Origin of the sequence: Streptomyces sp. NBC_00669, assembly GCF_036226785.1 — a bacterium.
Lineage (GTDB): Bacteria > Actinomycetota > Actinomycetes > Streptomycetales > Streptomycetaceae > Actinacidiphila.
Genome location: NZ_CP109018.1, coordinates 6440225 through 6461120 on the forward strand (window position 1 = coordinate 6440225; position 20896 = coordinate 6461120).

At 73.3% G+C, this 20896-nt stretch carries 15 protein-coding genes and 1 pseudogene; 8 read left to right on the forward strand and 8 right to left on the reverse strand.

The features are described from left to right. Window positions 1-107: 107 nt before the first annotated feature. The 3 genes from OG896_RS27205 to OG896_RS27215 all read right to left on the reverse strand — a co-directional run bounded on the left by OG896_RS27205 (window position 108) and on the right by OG896_RS27215 (window position 4348). A complete protein-coding gene (locus tag OG896_RS27205; protein ID WP_329369516.1) occupies window positions 108-3641 on the reverse strand; it encodes a S41 family peptidase in 3534 nt (1177 codons plus the stop codon). 80 nt (window positions 3642-3721) lie between these two features. Then, window positions 3722-4084 (reverse strand): hypothetical protein, encoded by a 363-nt coding sequence (locus tag OG896_RS27210; RefSeq protein ID WP_329369517.1) that lies wholly within the window; start codon window positions 4082-4084, stop codon window positions 3722-3724. Window positions 4085-4222: 138 nt separating this feature from the next. Further along, window positions 4223-4348, reverse strand: a complete 126-nt coding sequence (locus OG896_RS27215; RefSeq protein WP_329369519.1) for a hypothetical protein — start codon at window positions 4346-4348, stop codon at window positions 4223-4225. Between the two features lie 223 nt (window positions 4349-4571). Between OG896_RS27215 and OG896_RS27220 the strand changes: the two genes are divergently transcribed. Both OG896_RS27220 and OG896_RS27225 read left to right on the forward strand, forming a co-directional pair. Further along, a complete protein-coding gene (locus OG896_RS27220) occupies window positions 4572-4928 on the forward strand; it encodes a histidine triad nucleotide-binding protein (RefSeq protein WP_329369521.1) in 357 nt (118 codons plus the stop codon). 122 nt (window positions 4929-5050) lie between these two features. Beyond that, complete coding sequence (locus OG896_RS27225; RefSeq protein ID WP_329369523.1) at window positions 5051-5959, forward strand: ribonuclease Z; 909 nt, start codon at window positions 5051-5053, stop codon at window positions 5957-5959. A 53-nt stretch (window positions 5960-6012) separates the two neighbouring features. Here the strand turns inward: OG896_RS27225 and OG896_RS27230 are convergent, their stop codons facing one another. Both OG896_RS27230 and OG896_RS27235 read right to left on the reverse strand, forming a co-directional pair. Further along, the gene (locus OG896_RS27230) at window positions 6013-6831 is read right to left on the reverse strand and encodes an HAD family acid phosphatase (RefSeq protein ID WP_329369524.1); all 819 of its coding nucleotides are present in this window, start codon (window positions 6829-6831) and stop codon (window positions 6013-6015) included. Window positions 6832-6994: 163 nt separating this feature from the next. Further along, window positions 6995-8356, reverse strand: coding sequence for a family 4 glycosyl hydrolase (locus OG896_RS27235; protein ID WP_329369525.1), 1362 nt, complete (start codon window positions 8354-8356; stop codon window positions 6995-6997). Between the two features lie 186 nt (window positions 8357-8542). On the opposite strand from OG896_RS27235, the pseudogene OG896_RS27240 reads away from it, so the two are divergent. The 6 genes and pseudogenes from OG896_RS27240 to OG896_RS27265 all read left to right on the forward strand — a co-directional run. Further along, window positions 8543-9643, forward strand: a pseudogene (locus OG896_RS27240) (carbohydrate kinase family protein); the annotation flags it as partial. 207 nt (window positions 9644-9850) lie between these two features. Further along, window positions 9851-10936, forward strand: a complete 1086-nt coding sequence (locus OG896_RS27245; protein WP_329369527.1) for a PhoH family protein — start codon at window positions 9851-9853, stop codon at window positions 10934-10936. A 13-nt stretch (window positions 10937-10949) separates the two neighbouring features. Continuing rightward, window positions 10950-11444, forward strand: coding sequence for an rRNA maturation RNase YbeY (ybeY, locus tag OG896_RS27250; protein ID WP_329369529.1), 495 nt, complete (start codon window positions 10950-10952; stop codon window positions 11442-11444). 19 nt (window positions 11445-11463) lie between these two features. Continuing rightward, window positions 11464-12837: a hemolysin family protein gene (locus OG896_RS27255; protein WP_329369531.1), complete on the forward strand. Its 1374-nt coding sequence runs from the start codon at window positions 11464-11466 to the stop codon at window positions 12835-12837. Between the two features lie 52 nt (window positions 12838-12889). Next, window positions 12890-13552 carry a MarR family winged helix-turn-helix transcriptional regulator gene (locus OG896_RS27260; RefSeq protein WP_329369533.1) on the forward strand — a complete coding sequence of 221 codons (663 nt, stop codon included), beginning with the start codon at window positions 12890-12892 and terminating at the stop codon, window positions 13550-13552. After that, the gene (locus OG896_RS27265; protein ID WP_329369535.1) at window positions 13549-14964 is read left to right on the forward strand and encodes an MFS transporter; all 1416 of its coding nucleotides are present in this window, start codon (window positions 13549-13551) and stop codon (window positions 14962-14964) included. The genes OG896_RS27260 and OG896_RS27265 overlap by 4 nt, the downstream gene beginning before the upstream one ends. A gap of 22 nt (window positions 14965-14986) precedes the next feature. Here OG896_RS27265 and OG896_RS27270 read toward each other — a convergent pair whose 3' ends face one another. From OG896_RS27270 to OG896_RS27280, 3 genes are all read right to left on the reverse strand, one after another. Then, a complete protein-coding gene (locus OG896_RS27270) occupies window positions 14987-16333 on the reverse strand; it encodes an MFS transporter (protein ID WP_329369537.1) in 1347 nt (448 codons plus the stop codon). Window positions 16334-16711: 378 nt separating this feature from the next. Beyond that, on the reverse strand, window positions 16712-17953 hold the full coding sequence (locus tag OG896_RS27275; protein ID WP_329362138.1) for an IS4 family transposase: 1242 nt from the start codon (window positions 17951-17953) through the stop codon (window positions 16712-16714). Window positions 17954-18204: 251 nt separating this feature from the next. Then, the gene (locus OG896_RS27280) at window positions 18205-20811 is read right to left on the reverse strand and encodes a hypothetical protein (protein ID WP_329369539.1); all 2607 of its coding nucleotides are present in this window, start codon (window positions 20809-20811) and stop codon (window positions 18205-18207) included. Window positions 20812-20896 lie beyond the last annotated feature (85 nt).

Consider the following 20896-nt stretch of genomic DNA (forward strand, 5'->3'; position numbering starts at 1 on the left):
CGGGGAAGGCCCCGAGAACCGCGGACAGGGGCACCCGGGAGGGTCCCGCGGCGCCCCCACCGCAAGGTCCCGAGAACCGCGGACAGGGGCACCCGGGAGGGTCCCGCCTACCCCGGAAGGGGCGGCGCCGACTTCGCCGGGTTCGCCGCCAACGCCTCCAGGGCCATCCCGATGGCACGGTCGAGCTGGGGATCGCGCCCGGCGGCGTAATCCTGCGGGGTGACGACCACCTCGACATCCGGCTCGACCCCGTGGTTCTCCACGGACCACCCGAACCCCTCGAACCAGAGCGCGTACTTCGGCTGGGTCACCGAGGTCCCGTCGACCAGCTGGTAGCGGCTGTCGATGCCGATCACGCCGCCCCAGGTGCGGGTGCCGACCACCGGGCCGATCCCGAGCGTGCGGATCGCCGCGTTGACGATGTCACCGTCCGACCCGGAGAACTCGTTGGCCACCGCCACCACGGGCCCGCGGGGAGCGTCCTGCGGGTAGCTGAAGGGGTGGCCGTACCTCGGCAGGTCCCAGCCGATGACCCGGCGGGCCAGCTTCTCCACCACGAGCTGCGAGGTGTGCCCGCCGCGGTTCTCGCGGACGTCGACCACCAGCCCCTCGCGGGCCACCTCGACCCTCAGGTCGCGATGGAGTTCGGCCCAGCCGTTGCTGACCATGTCGGGCACGTGCAGGTAGCCGAGCCGGCCGCCGGACGCCCGGTGGACGTAGGCGCGCCGGTCGGCGACCCAGTCGTGGTAGCGCAGCGCCTCCTCGTCGGCGAGCGGCACCGCGACCACGTGCCGGACCGGGCCGCCCGCCGCCGGTGTGACCGTCAGCTCGACCGGCTTGCCCGCGGTGCCCACCAGCAGCGGCGCGGGGCCGGTCAGCGGGTCGACCGGCAGCCCGTCCACCGCGACGAGGGTGTCCCCGGCGCGGACCGCCACCCCGGGCGCGGCCAGCGGCGAGCGCGCCCGGGGGTCGGAGGACTCGCCGGACAGCACCCGGTCCACCCGCCAACTGCCGTCCTCCGCACGGGAGATGTCCGCACCGAGCAGACCCTGGCGGCGGCGCGGGTCACCGGAGCCGCCGGGGGGCGAGACGTACGCGTGCGAGGTCCGCAGCTCGCCGTGGAGTTCCCACAGCAGGTCCACGAGGTCGTCGTGGGTGGCGATGCGGTCCAGCAGCGCGCGGTACCGCGCGCCGATCGCGTCCCAGTCGAGGCCGCCCATGTCGGCCCGCCAGAAGTGGTCGCGGGCGAGGCGGTGCGTCTCGTCGAACATCTGCCGCCACTCGTCGGCGGGTTGGACGGTGGCGCGCACCCGGGCCAGGTCGATGCTCGTCGAACTGTCCGAGTCGTCATCGGACTTGCTGTCCGCCGGCCCGATCCGCAGCCGCGCCCCGCTGGTGACGAGCACCTTCGTGCCGTCGCCGGAGACCGCGAAACCGTCGGCGTCGGAGGCGATCTCCTCCACCTTCAACTGCCGCAGGTCGTAACGCTCCAGGACGGTCTCCGGCGGCTCGGCCTCGGGCGTGGCCAGAGACGCGCCGAGGCTGCCGACGAGCGGGTGCCGCAGCCACAGCACCCCGCCCTTGGCGGCTTCCAACCCCGAGTAGTGGCCGGCCTCGACGGGGAAGGGCACGATCCGGTCGGCGATGCCCTCCGCGTCGACCTTGGTGGGACGGGGCCGGTCCCGGCGGCCGCGCCGGCCCGAACCACCGGTGTCGGAACCGCCGTTGTCGCTGCCGGAGCCACTGTCGGAGCCGTTGCCGGAGTCACCGTCGGAGGCGTCGTCGGACTCCTCGCCGGAACCGCTGTCCGAGCCGTCGTCCGCGCCGGTGCCGGCGCTCACGCCCGCCCCGGTGTCCTCGCCCGCGGCCAGCCCCAGACCCGTACCCGTGCCTGTTCCCGTGCCGCCGCCGTCCCCGTGCTCGCTGTTCTCGTCCCCGTCGTCGTCGTACGGGCGGCCGTGCCGCTGCGGGCCGAACGGTGAGGGCGTGGTGGCGGCGAGCGTGATCAGGTACGGGCGGCAGGCGTTGGGGAAGGAGAGGTCGAACACGTGGGCGTCGTAGACCGGGTCGAAGGCCCGCTGGGACAGGAAGGCGAGGTGCCGGCCGTCGGCGGTGAACGCGGGCGCGAAGTCGATGAAGCGCAGCGGGGTGGCGTCCACCAGGGTCAGGTCCGCGGTGGCGGCGAGCTTGATCTGCCGCAGCGAGCCCGGCCCGGGCTGGGACCAGGCCAGCCAGCCGGAGTCGGGGGAGAAGGCCAGGTCGCTGACGTCTCCGGCGTTTCCGGCCGGTGCGGGAGCCGGTGCGGGTTCGTCGTCGCCCTCCGCCGTGGCCGTGTCGGTCGTCGGCACCTCGCGGACCTCGCCGGTCTGCGTGTCGACCAGCAGCACCCGCCCGTCGTGCGAGGCGACCGCGATCCGGTGGCCGTCCGGCGACACCTCCAGCTCGTGCACCCGGCCGAGCCGCCCGGCCGCGAGCCGGCGCGGCGCGGTGCCGGCCGGCAGTCCGGTGGCCGGGGAGATCTCCAGCGCGTCGTCGCCGTCGGCGTCGGTCACCCACACCACGTACTGGTCGTCGCCCTGCGAGAACACCCGCGGGTGCCGGGTGCGTACGCCCGGCTGCGCGGCCAGGACCCGGGCCGGGCCGCCCCGGTGGGTGACCCAGTGCGTGGTGCCGCGCACCTCCACCGCGCTGCCCCGGCCGGTGTGGTCCGGCCGGGCGTCGCCCAGATACGCGGCAGGGCGCAGCGGGTAGGGCTGCAAGTCCACCCGCTGGCCGCCGAGTTCGATCTCCAGCGGGCGCGGCTGCACGTCCTCGCCGAGGCTGTCCAGCACGTACAGGGTGCCGCCGACGGTGTACACCACCCGGGTGCCGTCGGTGCCTGCCTGCCGGGCGTAGAACGCGCCGAGCGGGGTGTGGCGGCGCAGGTCGGCGCCGTCGGGCCGGCTGGAGTAGAGCGCGCCCTGGCCCTCGTGGTCGGAGAGGAACGCGATCCGGTCGCCGACCCACATCGGGTACTCGAGGTTGCCGTCGATGTCTTCGTGCAGCCGGGCGAACTCCCCCTCGCCGGTGGGGTCGAGCCACAACTTGCCCGCGGTGCCGCCCCGGTAGCCCTTCCAGTACGCGGCCTCGCGCCCCATCGTCACCGACTGGAGCAGCAGGGCGCCGTCCGGTCCGTACGCGAGGTCGCCGAGCGGGCCGAGCGGCAACTTCCGCGCGGGGCCGCCGTCCAGCGGCAGCCGGTGCGCCCAGGTACGGCGGATCGACGCCTGGCCGGCCGTGGTCACCACCACCAGCTCGCCGTCCGGCGTCCATGTCCGCACGCCGGTCTGGGCGTTGCCCCAGTAGGTGAGCCGCCGCGAGGGGCCCCCGGTCAGGTCCGCCACGTGGACTTCGGGGGCGCCGTCGCGGGTGGAGGACCAGGCCACCGACCTGCCGTCGGGGGAGATCCGCGGCCGCCGGACCGGCATGTTGTCCGCGCTGACCCGCCAGGCCCGGCCGCCGTCGAGCGGGGCGACCCACACGTCGTCCTCGGCGGTGAAGACGACCAGGTCACCGTGCGGGTGCGGGTGCCTCAGGTACGAGGGGTGAGATGCGGGGTGAACAGGGCCCGAAGGGCGCGCGGAGAGCGAGGACTGCGTCACGAAGCCAGCCTAACCACGATCAACTGCGCTGAGCAGTGCCCCTCGGTACGAACCGGGGCCGCCGCGCGGAGCGCGGCCGGTCAGCACGCGCCGAGCCCGTGCACGTCGAAAACGGTGCGGCCCTCCACCAACGCGGTCAGATGGCCCTGGACGCACTTGAGGTTCGACTGCCGGGTCACGTCGCCCTTCACCGAGATCTTCCGCTGGTCGTTCGTGCGGCCCACGCAGTCGACCTTCGGGTCCTTCCTGTCCTCGGTCGCGCTGCACGACAGCCACTGCACCTCGACGTGTTCCTGCTTCAGCGCCTTGGTGGCCAACTGGTCGGTGCTCACCGACACGTTGGAGCTGCTCAGCCCGTCCACGGGATCGCACGCCGCGACCGTGGCCATCACCATGGCGGCTCCCGCCACCCCGACACCCCAGTTCCTCCGGATGCGTCCCATCCCCCCACGATGCCCCGCCCTGTTCACGGCGGCCATCCCCCACACGGTGGACGTCCGCCCTTAAGGGCCGCGGCCCGCGCGGACGCCTGCGGGCATGGGCCGGAAGGCCGGTAGGCCGGCTCACCCGCCTCCGCTGCCTCACCCGCCGCCGCCGCCTCCGCCGCCGCCCCCCGTGCTCGGGCGGCAGTCGGTGTGGCACGACGGCAGCGCGTAGTAGGCGATCGCGCCGAGCCCCGCCACGATGGCTCCGACCAGCATCAGCATCGCGAGCAGGCAGCCCACGGAGATCGACCGGTCACGTAACCTGCCCGCCCGGGGCGCGCGTTCGTTCCTCACTCCCGTGATGTGCCCGGCGGGCGCCGCACCGGAACACGCAAGGGGGGCCGTACCGCGAGGACGACGACGGGCGGGCCGATACGATGCCGGGTGCGGGTCGGCGGACGGCGCCGGCCGCGGACGGACGAGCGGAAGAGCAAGGGGTGCCGCCGTGGCGGGAGAAGCACAGCCGGACTGCCTGTTCTGCAAGATCGTGGCCGGGGACATCCCGGCGACGGTGGTGCGGGAGACGGAGACCACCATCGCGTTCCGGGACATCAACCCGCAGGCGCCCACCCATGTGCTGGTGATCCCGCGGGTGCACTACGCCGACGCGGCCGAGCTGGCCGCGGGCGACCCGGCCGCCGCCGCGGACGTGCTGCGGGAGGCCGGCGAGGTGGCCGCGCGGGAGAACGTGGTCGACACCGGCTACCGGATCGTGTTCAACACCGGCCCGGGCGCGGGCCAGACCGTCTTCCACGCGCACGCCCACGTGCTGGGCGGCCGCGACCTCCAGCGGCTGGTCTGAGCCGGGCACCGGACGCCCCGAACTCCCGGACTCGACCCGGACACCCGGACCCGACCCGGACGCCCGGACCCGACCCGGACCCCCGGCCCGACCCGAACCGCGACCGTACGGACCCCAGCGCCATGTCACCCCGCGAACTCGTCGTGCTCGGCACCGCCAGCCAGGTGCCGACCCGGCAGCGCAACCACAACGGCTACGTGCTGCGCTGGGACACCGAGGGCATCCTCTTCGACCCCGGCGACGGCACCCAGCGGCAGATGGTGCACGCCGGGCTGGCCGCGCACGACCTGACCCGGATCTGCGTCACGCACTTCCACGGCGACCACAGCCTGGGCCTGGCCGGGGTGGTGCAGCGGATCAACCTGGACCGGGTGCCGCACCCGATCACCGCGCACTACCCGGCGAGCGGGCAGCGGTACTTCGAGCGGCTGCGGTACGCCACCGCGTACCGCGAGACCGCGGAACTGCGCGAGCGGCCGCTCGACGAGGACGGCCCGATCGCGGTCACCGGCGAACTCACGCTGTCGGCACGGCGGTTGTCGCACCCCGTGGAGGCGTACGGCTACCGGCTGGACGAGCCCGACGGGCGGCGGATACTGCCGGAGCGGCTGGCCGCACACGGCATCGCCGGGCCGGACATCAGCCGGCTGCAACGCGACGGCGAGCTGCGCGGGGTGACGCTGGATCAGGTCAGCGAGCCGCGGCCGGGCCAGTCGTTCGCGTTCGTGATGGACACCCGGATGTGCCCGGCGGTGCCCGAACTCGCCGCGGGATGCGACATGTTGGTGATCGAGTCCACCTTCCTCGACCAGGACGCCGGGATCGCCGAGGAGTACGGCCATCTCACCGCGGGACAGGCGGCCCGGGTGGCCGCGGAAGCGGGTGTACGGCACCTGGTGCTCACCCACTTCTCGCAGCGCTACCCCGACCCGGACGACTTCGGGCACCAGGCCCGCGCGGCGGGCTTCGCCGGCGAACTCACCGTCGCCCACGACCTGATGCGCGTCCCGGTGCCCAAACGCCGTCCCTGAAGGGGACCTTGCCGCCGCACGGCACAGCTTCACGCCCACGGCGGCCGCACGCCCTACGGCAGGTAGTACATCGGGTTCGGCAGCTTGAACGACTTGTCCGCGTGCCCGCCCTCCAGGTCGCTGTACTGGTCGCCGAAGTTGCCGACGATGTCGTAGCCCAGCGACTCGATGTGCGCCCGGGTGCCGGACTTGTACTCGATGGTCGTGCAGGTCGCGCCGCACGGCAGGTACGACGGCGGGGTGGCCGCGTTCTTCAGGTACAGGTGCGAGGTGTCGGCCGGCGCCTTGAAGCCCTCCGCGGTCAGGTTCCGCACCGTGTCGGTGCGCTGCGCCTCCGGGCGGCCGGTGATCCAGAAGACCGTGATGCCCTTCGAGGCGGCCCAGTTGACGAGGGTGTCGATGCCGAAGACCGGCGGCATGTTCTTGGTGTCCAGGTACGTCTGGTTGCTCGCCGGGGTGTAGTTGAAGCCCACCTCCAGCTCGTAGTTGTACGTCAGCAGGCTGGTGTCGTCGACGTCGAGCACGATCGCGGGCTTGCCGCTCTTGCCGTGGCCCTTCCCGCCGCCGTGGCCGTGGCCGGCGGTGGCCGCCTGCGCCAGCCAGGACTTCGCCTTCGCCTCGATCCCGGCGACCTGATGTGCGTAGTTGCTGGTCGGGGACGCCTGGTGCTCGCCCGACGCGTCGACAGTGTCGCCGTAGTACGCCTTGATCTCGTCGACGACGTTGGTGAGATTGGGGATCTGCTTGTCGCTGCGCGGTGCGGAGTTGTCCGCGGTCGCGACGCCGACGCCGTAGAACGTGGCGCCCAGCGTCACCGCGGCGGCGGTGACGGCCAGCGCGCGGGTACGCAGGGACAGACGGGCACGGGGCATGGCGGTGCTCCTTCAAAGCTTGGTGGTGCGGCGGAATGTAGACCCCGGCATCCGAGCAGGTCAAGGCCCATCTACGCGCGTGGCGGCGCAACACGGGTTCATCCGTGGTTTCCTTTGCGTTAACCCGCAGTTCAGAGCCGCGCGGGCCGGGTTCCGCCGGTTGTCACCAGTTCGCCGCGGTGAGGATACGGCTCGCCGCCGCCGCGGAGTCGACCAGCGGATGCCGTACCAGCGCGCGCAGCGCCGCCGCCCGCGAACCGGTGGTCGCCGCCTCGATCGCCGCCCGCTCCACCGACTTCAGCGCCAGCATCAGCCCGGCCTGGTGCTCGTCGGGCGCCGCCACCGGCAGCGGCCGTGCCCCGAACGCGCCTACCTCGCACGGCACTTCCACCACCGCGTCCGGGTCCAGCGCCGAAACCACCCCGCCGCCGGGCACGTTGAGGATCAGCACGGTGCGCTCGTCCCGCGCGATGGCCCGCATCAGGGCGAGCGCCACCTTGTCGTAGCCGCCGCCGTCCAGGTCGTGCGGGTCGCGCTGCCAGCCGCCGGTGGCCGCGCGGTTCTCGGCCATGTAGGTCTCCTCGCGCTCCAACCGGGCACGCTCCCACAGCTCGTACGCCGACGGCCCGCCGCCGGCCGCGCCCGCCGAGCCCGCCGCGCCCGCCTCCGTACCGCCCGCGCGGTCCGCCGCCGCGAAGAACTCCGACTGCCGCGCGTGCAGGAACTCCCCCCGGGTCGCGTCCGCCGACCGCACCGCCGCCAGCGCCTCCCGCTCGAAGTAGTAGTAGTGCAGGTACTCGTTGGGCAGCGAACCCAGCGCCGACAGCCACTCCGCGCCGAACAGCCGCCCCTCCTCGAACGAGCCGAGCGCCGCCGGGTCCGCGAGCAACCCCGGCAGCAACTCCCGTCCGTCCAGGGCGAGTCCGCGCAGCCAGCCGAGGTGGTTGAGGCCGACGTAGTCGTACGAGAAGCCCGGCGCGTCCGGGTCCGCGCCCGCCGCCCGCGCGGCCCGCCGGACCAACCCCACCGGCGAGTCGCAGATGCCGATCACGCGCGGGCCCAGTACCCGGGCCATCGCCTCCGTCACCATCCCCGCGGGGTTGGTGAAGTTGATCACCCACGCGGACGGGGCCACCGCGCGGACGCGCTCGGCGAGGTGCAGGGCGACCGGGACGGTGCGCAGTCCGTACAGCACCCCGCCCGCGCCGACGGTCTCCTGGCCGAGCACGCCCTCGGCCAGCGGGACCTGCTCGTCCCGCACCCGGCCCCCCGTGCCGCCGACCCGGATCGCCGAGAACACGAAGTCCGTGCCGCGCAGCGCCGCGTCCAGGTCCGTCTCGACCCGGACGCGCGGTCCGGGAGCCGCACCCGCCGCCCCCTGCTCGGCCAGCACCTTCGCGATGACCCGCAGGCGCAGCGGGTCCGTGTCGTGCAGCACCAGTTCCGTGACCGTGGGGTCCCCTTGCAGGGCCCGAAACACCAGGGGCACCCGGAAGCCGCCCCCGCCGAGGATGGTGAGTCGCACGCCGTATCCGTCCCGTCTGCCCGGCCGATGTCCTCCCCGGACCTTACGACCCGTCCGTGGCGCAACCCCACCGGCAGGTGGTCCCTGAACCGACAGCACGTGGCAACCCGGCGGGTCAGGGGCACCGCGGGAACCGACAGCACGTGGCAACCCGGTCGGTCAGGGGCACCGTGCGACAGTGGGGGGATGGACGATCATCCCGTTCTCGACCCGCTGGGAGGGCTGCGTGCGCCGGGCGACCCGGCGACGGACGTGTACCTGACGGGCACCGTCTTCCTGGACATCATCTTCACCGGACTGGACCGGGCCCCGGTGCGAGGCACGGAGTCGTGGGCGCGCGGCATGGGCTCCAGCCCCGGCGGCATCGCGAACATGGCCACCGCGCTGGCCCGCCTCGGCCTGCGCACGACGCTCGCCGCGGCCTTCGGCGACGACATGTACGGCGACTACTGCTGGGAGTGCCTGCGGGAGGGCGAGGGCATCGACCTCGGGCCGTCCCGGCGGGTCCCCGGCTGGCACTCCCCGGTCACCGTGTCGATGGCGTACGAGGGCGAGCGGACCATGGTCAGCCACGGCCACCGCGCACCGCCTCCGGAGGACGCCGTGCCGACCTGCCCGCCGCCGGCCCGCGCCGCGGTCGCCTCGCTCGGCGGCCGGGAGGCGGGCGAGGAGCGGTACGACTGGATCGCCGGGGCCGCCGCGTCCGGCACGAAGGTCTTCGCCGACGTCGGCTGGGACGAGACCGGCCGCTGGGACCCCGCCGACCTCGCCGGGCTGCGGCACTGCGCCGCGTTCCTGCCGAACGCCGAGGAGGCGGTCCGCTACACGCGGGCCGACGGCCCCCGCGAGGCCGCCCACCGGCTGGCCGAACTCGTACCGCTCGCGGTGGTCACCCTCGGTGCGCAGGGCGCCATCGCGGTGGATTCCGCGACCGGCCAGACCGCGGAGGTGCCCGCGCTGGCGGTGGAGGCGCTGGACCCGACCGGCGCCGGGGACGTCTTCGTGGCCGGCTTCGTCACCGGCACCCTCGCGCAGTGGCCGCTGGCCGACCGGCTGGCGTTCGCCTCGCTGTGCGCGGCGCTGTCCGTGCAGGAGTTCGGCGGGTCGCTGTCCGCGCCCGGCTGGATGGAGATCGCCGGCTGGTGGGAGCAGGCCAAGGCGTTCGCAGGTCAGGCCCCGCACCACCGCGAGGCGGTGTGCCGGTACGGCTTCCTGGAGGACCTGCTGCCGGCGGCCACCCGCCCGTGGCCGCTGCGCCGAGCCGTCCCCACGATCGGCTTCCGCCCGGCGGGCGGCGCGGTCGGTGGCGCGGTCAGCGGATCGGTCCCCGGCGCGGTCGGCGGCGCGCCGGGGGCGCACCCGGCAGCGCGGCCCGAAACGGCGAGCGGTAATCCCCTCTGCCTGCGGCGTTCCGCGTCGTACGCTTGGTACCCCAAGGCCCCCTGGGCCCATCGACCAGCAGAAGGCGGGATGAGCAGGCCCTAGCGCCGGCCCATGACTCAGACACCGACCCAGCAGCAGCCGCAGCAGCCGCATCAGGCGCGCGCGCACTTCGTCGTACCGGCCAAGCACCCCATGGTGACCGTCCTGGGCTCTGGTGACGCTCTTCTCCGCGTGATCGAGCAGGCGTTCCCGGCCGTCGACATCCACGTCAGGGGCAACGAGATCAGCGCGGTCGGCGACGCCGCCGACGTGGCCCTGGTCCAGCGGTTGTTCGACGAGATGATGCTGGTGCTGCGCACCGGCCAGCCCATGACGGAGGACGCCGTCGAGCGCTCGATCGCGATGCTCCGGGCGAACGGGACGTCGGCCGACGGCGAGGCGGAGACGCCCGCCCAGGTCCTCACCCAGAACATCCTCTCCAGCCGCGGCCGCACCATCCGCCCCAAGACGGTCAACCAGAAGCGCTACGTCGACGCGATCGACCGGCACACGATCGTCTTCGGCATCGGCCCGGCCGGCACCGGCAAGACCTACCTGGCGATGGCGAAGGCCGTGCAGGCCCTTCAGGCCAAGCAGGTCAACCGGATCATCCTGACCCGCCCCGCGGTCGAGGCCGGCGAGCGGCTGGGCTTCCTGCCCGGCACCCTGTACGAGAAGATCGACCCGTACCTGCGCCCGCTCTACGACGCGCTGCACGACATGCTGGACCCCGACACCATCCCCCGCCTGATGGCCGCCGGCACCATCGAGGTCGCCCCGCTGGCCTACATGCGCGGCCGAACCCTGAATGACGCGTTCATCATCCTGGACGAGGCGCAGAACACCAGCGCCGAGCAGATGAAGATGTTCCTGACCCGGCTCGGCTTCGACTCGAAGATCGTCATCACCGGCGACATCACGCAGATCGACCTGCCCGGCGGCACCAAGAGCGGGCTGCGCCAGGTGCAGGACATCCTCTTCGACGTGGACGACGTGCACTTCTCCCGGCTCACCAGCACCGACGTGGTCCGCCATAAGCTGGTCGGGCGCATCGTGGACGCCTACGAGCGCTACGACAACGCCCAGGCCGAGGAAGAGTCCGCGCGCGGCCAGGACGCCGGGCGCGGGCGCGGCGGCTCCGGGCCGAAGAGAAAGTAACCACTCCACCACCATGGCGATCGACGTCAACAACGAGTCCGGCTGGGATATCGACGACGAGGCGGTCCTGGACGCCGCCCGTTACGCCCTGCACCGGATGCGCATCCACCCGCTCTCCGAACTGTCGGTGATCGTGGTGGACGCCGCCGCGATGGAGCAACTCCACCTCCAGTGGATGAACCTCCCCGGCCCCACCGATGTCATGTCCTTCCCGATGGACGAACTGCGGCCGGGCAAGGAGGACGACGAACCCGAGCAGGGCCTGCTCGGGGACATCGTGCTTTGCCCGGAGGTGGCGAAGAAGCAGGGCGAGGAGGCGCCGACGAAGCACTCCATGGACGAGGAGTTGCAGTTGCTCACCGTGCACGGCGTGCTCCACCTGCTGGGGTACGACCACGAGGAGCCCGAGGAGAAGGCCGAGATGTTCGGCCTTCAGAAGGCGATCCTGGACGGCTGGCGGGCCGAGCGCGGTGTCGAGGGCCCCTCGCCCGCGCCCACCACCCGCTGACGGCGGCGACTGCACCCTCATGGTCGTCTTCGCCGTACTGCTCGTCATCGTCGCCTGGCTGGCGGCGTGCGCCGAGGCCGGGCTCGCCCGGGTCTCCCGGTTCCGCGCCCAGGACGCGCTGCGCTCCGGCCGGCGCGGGGCCGCGAACCTCGTCGCGGTCGCCTCCGACCCCACCCGCTACCTGAACGTGGCGCTGCTGGTGCGCGTCGCCTGCGAGACGGCCGCGGCCGTCCTGATCACGGTCGTCGCCGACCGGCACTTCGACCGCACCTGGCAGGTGCTGTGCGTCGCGATCGGCGTGATGGTGCTGGTGTCGTACGTGGCGGTCGGGGTCTCGCCGCGCACCATCGGCCGCCAGCACCCGATGAACACCGCGACCGCCGCGTCGTACGTCCTGCTGCCGCTGGCCCGGGTGATGGGGCCGGTGCCGGGGCTGCTGATCCTGCTGGGCAACGCGCTCACGCCCGGCAAGGGCTTCAAGCGCGGGCCGTTCGCGAGTGAGGCGGAGCTGCGGGCGGCCGTGGACCTCGCCGAGTCCGAGTCGCTGATCGAGGACGAGGAGCGCCGGATGGTGCACTCGGTCTTCGAGTTGGGCGACACGATCGTGCGCGAGGTGATGGTGCCGCGTACCGAACTCGTGATGATCGAACGGTTCAAGACGGTCCGTCAGGGGATGACGCTGGCGCTGCGCAGCGGCTTCTCCCGGATTCCGGTGACCGGGGAGAGCGAGGACGACGTGGTCGGCTTCGTCTACCTCAAGGATCTGGCGCGGCGGGTGCACATCAACCGCGACGCCGAGTCCGACCCGGTCTCCTCGCTGATCCGGCCGGCGTTCTTCGTGCCCGACACCAAGAACGCCGGGGACCTGTTGCGCGAGATGCAGCAGCAGCGCAACCACGTCGCGGTCGTGGTCGACGAGTACGGCGGCACCGCCGGCATCGTGACGATCGAGGACATCCTGGAGGAGATCGTCGGGGAGATCACCGACGAGTACGACCGGGAGACGCCGCCGGTGGAGCGGCTGGGCGGCGGCCGGTTCCGGGTCACCGCGCGGCTGGACATCGGCGACCTCGGCGAGCTGTACGGCGTGCCGCTCGACGACGACGACGTGGAGACGGTCGGCGGCCTGCTGGCGAAGGCGCTGGGCCGGGTGCCGATCCCGGGCGCGGTCGCGGTGGTGCCGCTGCCGGTGGACGCGTCGGCGGTCGGGCCCGACGGTACGGTCGCGCTGCGGCTGACCGCGGAGACGCAGGCGGGGCGGCGGAACCGGATCGGCACGGTGCTGGTGGAGCCGGTGAGCGGTGCCGAGGCGTCGGGGGCGACGCGGGTCCAGGGCCACCCGGAGCCGGGCGCGGCGGGGCGTGGCGAGGGGGCGCTCGGCGGCGATCGGTAATTTCGACAAGTAAATTCAACAAGTTGCTTGTCGAACTGTTACGGTGGCGGTCATGCGCCCACACGACCCCAACGGCACCCCCGTGCCGGTTTCCGGCGGCCCCGCCCCGGCCGGCTCCACGCCCGCCGGCGGCACCGCGGCCGACAGCACGCCGGCAGTCGCCCACCGGCTCAGCGTGGCCATCACCCGCCTCCGCTCGCGCCTGCGGGTGGAGGCGGGACTGCACGGCACCGGACTGTCGATCTCGCAGCTCGCGGTGCTGGGCAGCGTGGTGCACGACGGTCCGGTCACCGCGGCCTGGCTGGCCACCACCCAGCACGTGAGCCCGCAGTCCATCGCCCAGAACCTGGCCGTACTCAAGGCGGCCGGCCTGGTGCGGGGCCACCGGGACCCGGCCGACGGCCGCAAGACGCTGGTGACCGCCGAGCCGTCCGCCGCGCGCCTGCTGGACACGTTGGAGTCCTCGCGGGAGTCCTTCCTCACCCGGGCCCTGGACGCGCTGGTCCCGGCGGGGGAGCGCGCCGACCTGGAGCGCACGATCGCGCTGCTGGAGCGGCTCGCGGCGGCGGAACTCGACGACGCCGGGCCGAAGGGGCCGGAGGGGCCGGAGGGGCCGGAAGGTCCGGAGGGACCGGACGACCCGGAGGACGTGGCGAGCCCGAAGGACGTGGCGAGCCCGAAGGACGTGGCGAGCTCGGAGGGTCCGGCGGAATGACGCTCCGAATACGGAAGCAGGCAGCGTCCGTCCCCGCGGGGACGGACGCCGCCGCCCCCTTCGCCTGGCGCTTCGTGACCCCGCTGTACGTGGGCTCCGCGCTCAACCCGGTGAACAGCTCGATCATCGCGACCGCGCTCGTACCCATCTCCACCGCGCTGCACGTGTCCGTCGGCAGCACCGCGGTCCTGGTCTCCAGCCTCTACCTGGCCTGCGCCATCGCCCAGCCCACCGCGGGCAAGCTCGCGGAGGAGTTCGGGCCGCGCCGGGTGTTCCTGGCGGGGATCACGCTGGTGCTGCTCGGCGGGGTGCTCGGCGGTTTCGCCACCGACCTGGCGACGCTCACCGTGGCGCGGGTGCTGATCGGCGTCGGCACGTCCGCGGGCTTCCCCTCGGCGATGGTGCTGATCCGGCGGCGGGCCGCCGCCGCGGGTCTGGCCGAGCCGCCCGGCGCCGTGCTCGGCGGGATCGCGATCGCCGGGATGGCCACCACAGCGGTGGGACCGCCGCTCGGCGGCGTCCTGGTCGGCGCGCTCGGCTGGCACTGGGCGTTCCTGATCAACGTGCCCGTCACCGCCGTCGCGTTCGTGATGACGTTGTGCTGGGTGCCGGCCGACCCGCCCGCCACCGGGCCGCGCCGCGGTGCGCGGCAGATCGCCGCCCGGATCGACCTGCCCGGCATGGTCGGCTTCGGCGGGTTCATGACCGCGCTGATGGTCTTCCTGATGGACCTGCCGGACCTCGACTGGATCGCGCTCGCCGTCGCCGTACTGCTGCTGGGGCCGCTCGTGTGGTGGGAACTGCGCACCCCCACCCCCTTCTTCGACATCCGCGGCCTCGGTGCCAACGCGGCCCTCACCCGGACCTACCTGCGCACCTCGCTCACCTTGCTGGGCACCTACACCGTGATGTACGGGCTCACCCAGTGGCTGGAGGCCGGCCGGGGGCTGTCCACCGAGGAGGCGGGGCTGCTGCTCCTGCCGATGGGCGCGCTGTCCGCGCTCGTCTCGCGCCCGCTGTCCCGGCGCAACCTCGTCCGCGGGCCGCTGGTCACCGCCGCGGTCGCCATGCTGGCCGGCTCGCTGGGCATCCTCGCGCTGACCGCGCACAGCCCGGTCGTCCTGGTCGTGGCCGTCACCCTCGTCTTCGGCCTGTGCGTCGGCACCGCCACCGTCAGCAACCAGACCGCGCTCTACACGCAGTCGCCGCCCGAGCAGATCGGTACCGCCTCCGGGCTCTTCCGCACCTTCGGCTACCTCGGCTCCATCGTCTCCGCCACCGTCACCGGGCTCGCCTTCAAGCACGGCGCCACCGACTCCGGGCTGCACGCGGCGGCGGTCATCCTCATCGCCGCGGGCGCCGCGGTCCTCGCGATGACCCTTCTGGACCGCGGCCTGACCCGGAAGTCGTAGCCGGTGGCGGCGTGTTCGGGCCTCACGCGGCGCCGCGGGCGGGCTCCGGGGCGTCGGCCGGGGCGGCCGCCGGGTCGGCGGTCGCAGAGGTGCCGTGGGCGGCGCGGGGGAGGAGCAGCGGGGTGGCGAGGACGAGCAGTCCGGCGGCGCCGATCGCCAGGCGCGGTGAGGTGAGGGCCGCCAGCAGGCCCCACAGGGCGGTCATGGCCGCGACGGTGAGGTTGCTGCTGACCGTCCACGCGGACAGCGTGCGGGCGACGCGGTCCGTCGCGGTCTGCTCCAGTCGGTAGGTGGCGAGCACCGGGTTGAACACGCCGATGCAGGTGACCAGGCCGAACTGCACCACGACCACGAGCACGATCCCGGCGATCCCGGGCCGGAGGAACGCCAGCCACAGCGGCCAGCAGGCGCGCAGCGTGCCCGAGACGAGCAGGACGCGGTGCTGCCCGAACCGCGCGACCAGCCGCCGGGACAGCCGCGCCCCGATCAGGCCGCCGAGGCAAGGCAGCGCGAAGGCGAGGCCGTACTGCCAGGGGGCGAAGCCGAGCCGGCCGAGCATGAGGACGGCGAGCAGCGGTTCGGTGGCCAGCAGCAGGGCGCTCATCAGGAGCGTGTTGAGGAAGAGCCGGCGCAGCGTCGGGTGGCCGAGGATGTGCCGCCATCCGTCGAGCAGTTCGGCGATCCGCGAGCGGGGCGCGGCGCCGCCCTGTGCGGGGACCGGCGTCGTACGGGCCCGCGGGTGCGGCTCGCTGCCGCCGATCGCGCGGACGCCGAGGGCCGACAGCAGGTAGCTGACCGCGTCGGCGACCACGGTCGTCACCGGGCCGAACAGCCCGATCGCGGCGCCGCCGAGCGGCGGTCCGATCACGGTGGCGGTCCATGTGGTCGACTCGAAGCGGCCGTTGGCGACGAGCAGGTGCTCCGGCCGGACCAGCGACTTCAGGTAGGCGCCGCTCGCCGACCGGAACGCGATCTTCGCGGTGGCCACGACGACGGACACGACGAGCAGTTGGGCGAAGCCGAGCCGACCGCACGCGTAGGCGACGGGGATGCTGATCATCGCGGCGAACCGGACCAGGTCCATCGCGATCATCACCGGCCGCTTGCGGTGGAACTCCACCCACGGGCCGAGCGGCACCGCCGCCACCGCGCCCACGGCGAGCCCGGCGGCCGACAGCGCCGACACCTCGCCCGACCCGGCGTGCAGCACCATGATCGCGAGCAGCGGGAACGCCCCGAAGCCGAAGCCGGTGCCGTAGGCGCTGACCGCGTAGGCCGCCCAGAGCCAGCCGAAGGGCCGCCCCAGCGATCGCGTCCCCGCCGTTCCCGCCGCGCCGGGTGCCGTATCGTCCGCCCTGCCGTCCGTCACGTTCAGCGCACCCCTCGCCATGTCGCCCGTACAACTACGCGTTGACCGGCGCCATGAAAGCAAGTGCGAGGACGGCAGGGCAAACAACCATCCGTCCGGCGAGCCACAACCAGGAGTTGTGCCTCGATGGCCGAGGTGCCGGGCGTGACCACATGCGGCGCACGCCCGGCGATCGGCCTAGGCCCAATACCGGTGATTTAGGTTATTTTCCGGCGGGTTGGGTTGGCTTTGGTCGGGCCGACCAGTTGGACGGTGGGGGTGTTGGGGCGGGGCGGGTGGTTGTGCTCGGCTCGTTTCAGTGCCCAGTTCGACATCTTGCGTTTGATGACGCGGGGGTTGGAGCGTGGCCGCCGTGCGGGTAGGGGCCGTTCGGTGATTTCACGCAGACTCTGTCTGAGTGTGTGGGTCAGGCGGGAGGGGGGAAAGTGCCGCCTGCCCGGTGACGTGGCGGCGGACGATGCGCAGGGTGCGGGTGAAGGAGATCCGGTCGGGGTCGTGTCCGGCGTGTATGGCGGCTTGATGCATGAGGTCCCGTAGGGCGTGGTGGACCAGCAGGAACGCGAAGATCTCCTGTTCGACCCCGCGGGGGTGCTGGGAGCGCAATACGATCCCGGGGCTGCCCTGATGGTTCTTGATCTCATCGAGTGTGTTCTCGATCTCCCAGCGCTGGGCGTAGAGGGCGGCGAGTTCGCCCGCCGGGGCGTCGGCGGGGTCGAGGATGGTGGTGATCAGCCGGTAGACGTCCCCGTCAGCCCCGCCCGGACCGAGCGTGTACTCGATCACTCGAACCTGTTCGGGGTCGGCTCGGCGGTGTTTGTCTCGGGTGGCGACGATCTGCGAGAGATAAGAGCCGTCCTCCAACGCGGCCAGGACCGGCAGCACGATGACGCTCCGCACCCGCCACAGCAGGTCAGCGCCTCCGGCCTTGGCCGCCCGCCACAGGTCCAAGCCGCAAAAACCCCGGTCGGCCAGTACGAGCATGTCCCCGGTCAAAGCAGGGAAGATCCGCCGGGCCAGGGCGGTCTCATGCACCGACAACGGGCCGGCCTCGGCCGCGAACACGGCATGGGTGCCGCACTCGGCCAAGGCCGCTACTCTCACCTGTGGATACGCGCTCCTGCCCTGCCCGCGGCTGCTGCCCGGACGCCCGAAGAACTCCGCGTTCGCGGCCGTGTCCGGCACGTCGAAGACGGTGCCGTCCACCGCGACCAGCCGCCACCGGCCATACCAGGCACCCGGGGTCCGCGGGACCGCCACCGGTCGGCAGACCCGGTCGAACAAGACCCGCAACGGCTCCGGCCCCAGCCGCAGACGCGCACGGCCGATCGCCCCGGTGGTCGGCACCCGCCAGGCCTTCACCCAACGGCCCTCACGCTCCAGCCCCTGCACCAACAACCGGGCCACCTCCTCGTAGCCCTGCCCGAAGAACAGGCACATCGCCAGGACGAAATACATCACCACCCGAGCCGGCAACAGCCGGTTCCGCTGCTCGACCCGACCACACTCGGCGACGACCTCGTCGATCAACTCGGGCGGGAAAGCCCGCGTGAGCACCCCCAACGCGATCCGATCCGAGAACCGCTCAACCCCCGACGACTTCACCTGTCCAGGCCTTGGCACACACCGACCAACGACCAGACACCACCAAAGTCACCAGTATTGGGCCTAGGCCGTGTTTTGGAAGTAGCGCCGTCCGCCCAAAGGGCGGGGCCCGTGGCGTCTGGTGCGTGCGATCGCAAGGCGGAGGGTTGTCCTCGTAGTGGGCCTACTCGGACAAGCCCGACAACGAAGCGAGCGTGCGTGCCAGGCGCCACGGGATGGGGGCACCTCCCCCGCCGAAGGCAGGGGGGGAGGGACTTCCAAAACACGGCCTACGCCGTACGGACGTTGCGCAGCTCACCGAACGGCGACACCACCGTCCGCCCGGGACCCGGCAGCGCCGCGCCGCCGCCGGCCGCATCCGCCTCGACCCCGAACAACCCGGCGATCACCGCCTCGGTCACCGCGACGGCGGCCACGCTCTCCCGGTTGGACACCCCGCGCTCGGCGACGCGGTAGCGGCCGTCCGCGGTGGCCTCCATCGCCTGCCCCCACAGCCCGCCCGACGTGGCGCGATGGCCGCGCCGCAGCAGGTCCGCCGCGAGGTCGGCCCGCCCGAGCCGGCACAGCCCGTACGCGGTCGCCCCCGGCCAGGCCGCGAAGGCGCCCGCCGCGCCGTGGTCGGGCCGGTCGGACAGCGGCGCGATCGGGTCGGCCGGGTCGAGCGCCCGCATCCAGTCCCCGTCGATCAGCCGGGTCGTCACGAACCGCACCATCTCCGCGCGCCGCGCCGCCGACAGGTCACCGGTCATGTCGGCGGCCACCAGCGCGAAGTCCAGGCAGTGGCCGATGGGTTCGCTGCCCTCCGGGTGCCGGATCAGCCACCGCCCGTCGCCCGCGTAGCCCTCCAGTACCGCGCGGGCCAGCGCGTCGCCGTCCCGCTCGGCGCCGGTCGCCTCCGCGTCCAGGCCGAGCCGGCGCAGCAGCCCGCCGAGCGAGCGCAGCATGCCGACGTAGCCGGCGTTGAACGACGTCACCGCGTCACGGTAGTTGGGCACGCACTCCAGCAACTCCCAGGCGTCCCGGCCCAGATCGACCAGCACCCCTCCGCCGAACGCCGCCGCCCGCGAACGAGGCCGGTAGGCCATCGCCCGCAGATGGTCCAACACGCTGCGCCCGCCGGTGGATTCGGCGAGCAGTCCCAGGTCCCCGGTCACCCCGAGATACGCGGTGGCGGTACGGAACAGCGCGTGGTCGTTCGCGGCGTAGTGGTTGCCGACCGGCAGCAGGTTGCGGGTGTCGAACGAGTGGCAGTGGTCGTACGGCTGGCCGAGCGCCGCCACGATCCATGCCCGCATCCCGGCCGGCTCCAGCAGCGCCGCGGTGCGGGCGAACTCCGACTGGTCCCAGAAGAAGGTCGTGGTCGGCCCGAGCCGGGGCCCGCCGGTCAGGAACACCGGACCGGTCCGCGACACCTGTGTGTTGCGCAGGTACAGCGCCAGCAGCACCCCCAGGTAGTAGGTGCGCGCCAGGTCCGGGTCGGCCGTGACCAGCGCCGGAAGGTGCCCGGAGAACTCCGGGTTGCCCGGCGTGAACGCGTACGCCCAGGTGGCGCGCCACCGCTCGGCGACCTCCGCGAAGGCCGCGTCGAAGCCGGCCGCCGCGCCGTACGCCCGTCGCCGCGCCGCGTCCGCGTCCCGGGCCACGTCCAGCACGAAGCCCATCTCGACCCGCTGCCCGGGCGCGAGCGCGACCTCCCAGCGGGCCACCGCCCGAGCGCCGTCCACGGTCAGTGCGTCCGGTGCGGCCTGGAACGCGTAGCAGGACCGGGCCGGCCCGGCCCCGTCCGTGACCAGCACCCCGCCGCCGGGCAGCGCCTCGGCCGTCCACCGCTGCCCGCCCCACCACGGCGCCGTACGCCCCGCCGCGGCGCCGTCGACCAGCAGCGTCGCGCCCTGCTCCGACAGCCGCACGCCCACCGCGTGCCAGGACCCGAGCGGCAGCGGCTCTTCGGCCAGCACCAGCTCCCCGCCGATCCGCAGCGTCAACCGCCCTTCATCGAAGCCCAGTTGAGCGGAGTCCGGATGGTTGCCGTGGGTGGCGACCACCCCGCTCACCCCGGGCTGGTCCACCCGCACCTCCAACTGCAGCGCGTCGCCCGCGCCGAGCGCCACCGGTCCGATCCGCAGGTCGGTGCCGGCCCGCACGGTGTACGCGGCCACGCCGTCGCCGATCGCCGTGCGTGCCCCGTTGCTCCGCTCGACCGCCAACTGCCGTACCAGGCAGGGCGCGCCGGGAGCCCGCACCCGGCCGGAGTCCGGCGCGGAGTGGTCCGGCAGCTCCGACTCCAGCAGCATCGGCGCGGTGTCCTCGTCCCGTTGGATGCCGGGGATGCGCGGCGAGCCGAGCCGTATCCAGCGCTCGCCGTGCGGGAGGAGCTGCACCTGCCGGGGTCTTTCGGCCGTCACCTCCGCGCGCAGCCGCTCGGTGGCGTAGAAGTCGTGGTGGTGGCCGGAGTTCCACGGAGTTCCGTACAGCCAGCCCCAGTCGACCTCGGAGTGCGCGAACATCGCCAGCATCTCCTGCTCGACGACCGTCCGCACCGGCTCCGCCGAGTCGTTGCGCAGCGTGATCCGCCACAGCACGCGGCTGCGCTCGTACGCCATCCGCACGTCGGTCTCGACGGTCAACGGTCCCCGCTCGGCGGCGCGTCGGACGCCCCAGGGGGACCAGCGCATCCGCTGCGCGGCGAGCGGGCGGCCGTCCACCCGCAGGACCCCGGTGTGGTAGCCGCCGCTGTAGGGCGGGAACGCCACCCACGACAGCGACGCCAGGTCCGCGTTGACGTGCGCCTGGCCCCACTGGTTGCGCAGCGACGGCAGATGGGCCAGCTCCTCGACCGGCAGCCACCCGCCGGCCAGGTCGTCCAGCGCGGGCACCCCCTCGGGCCGGTCAGGACCGCCCTCCGTCGGAACCGGAACCGCGGCCGGAACCGCGGCCGGAACAGGGCCCGGCTCGGGACCA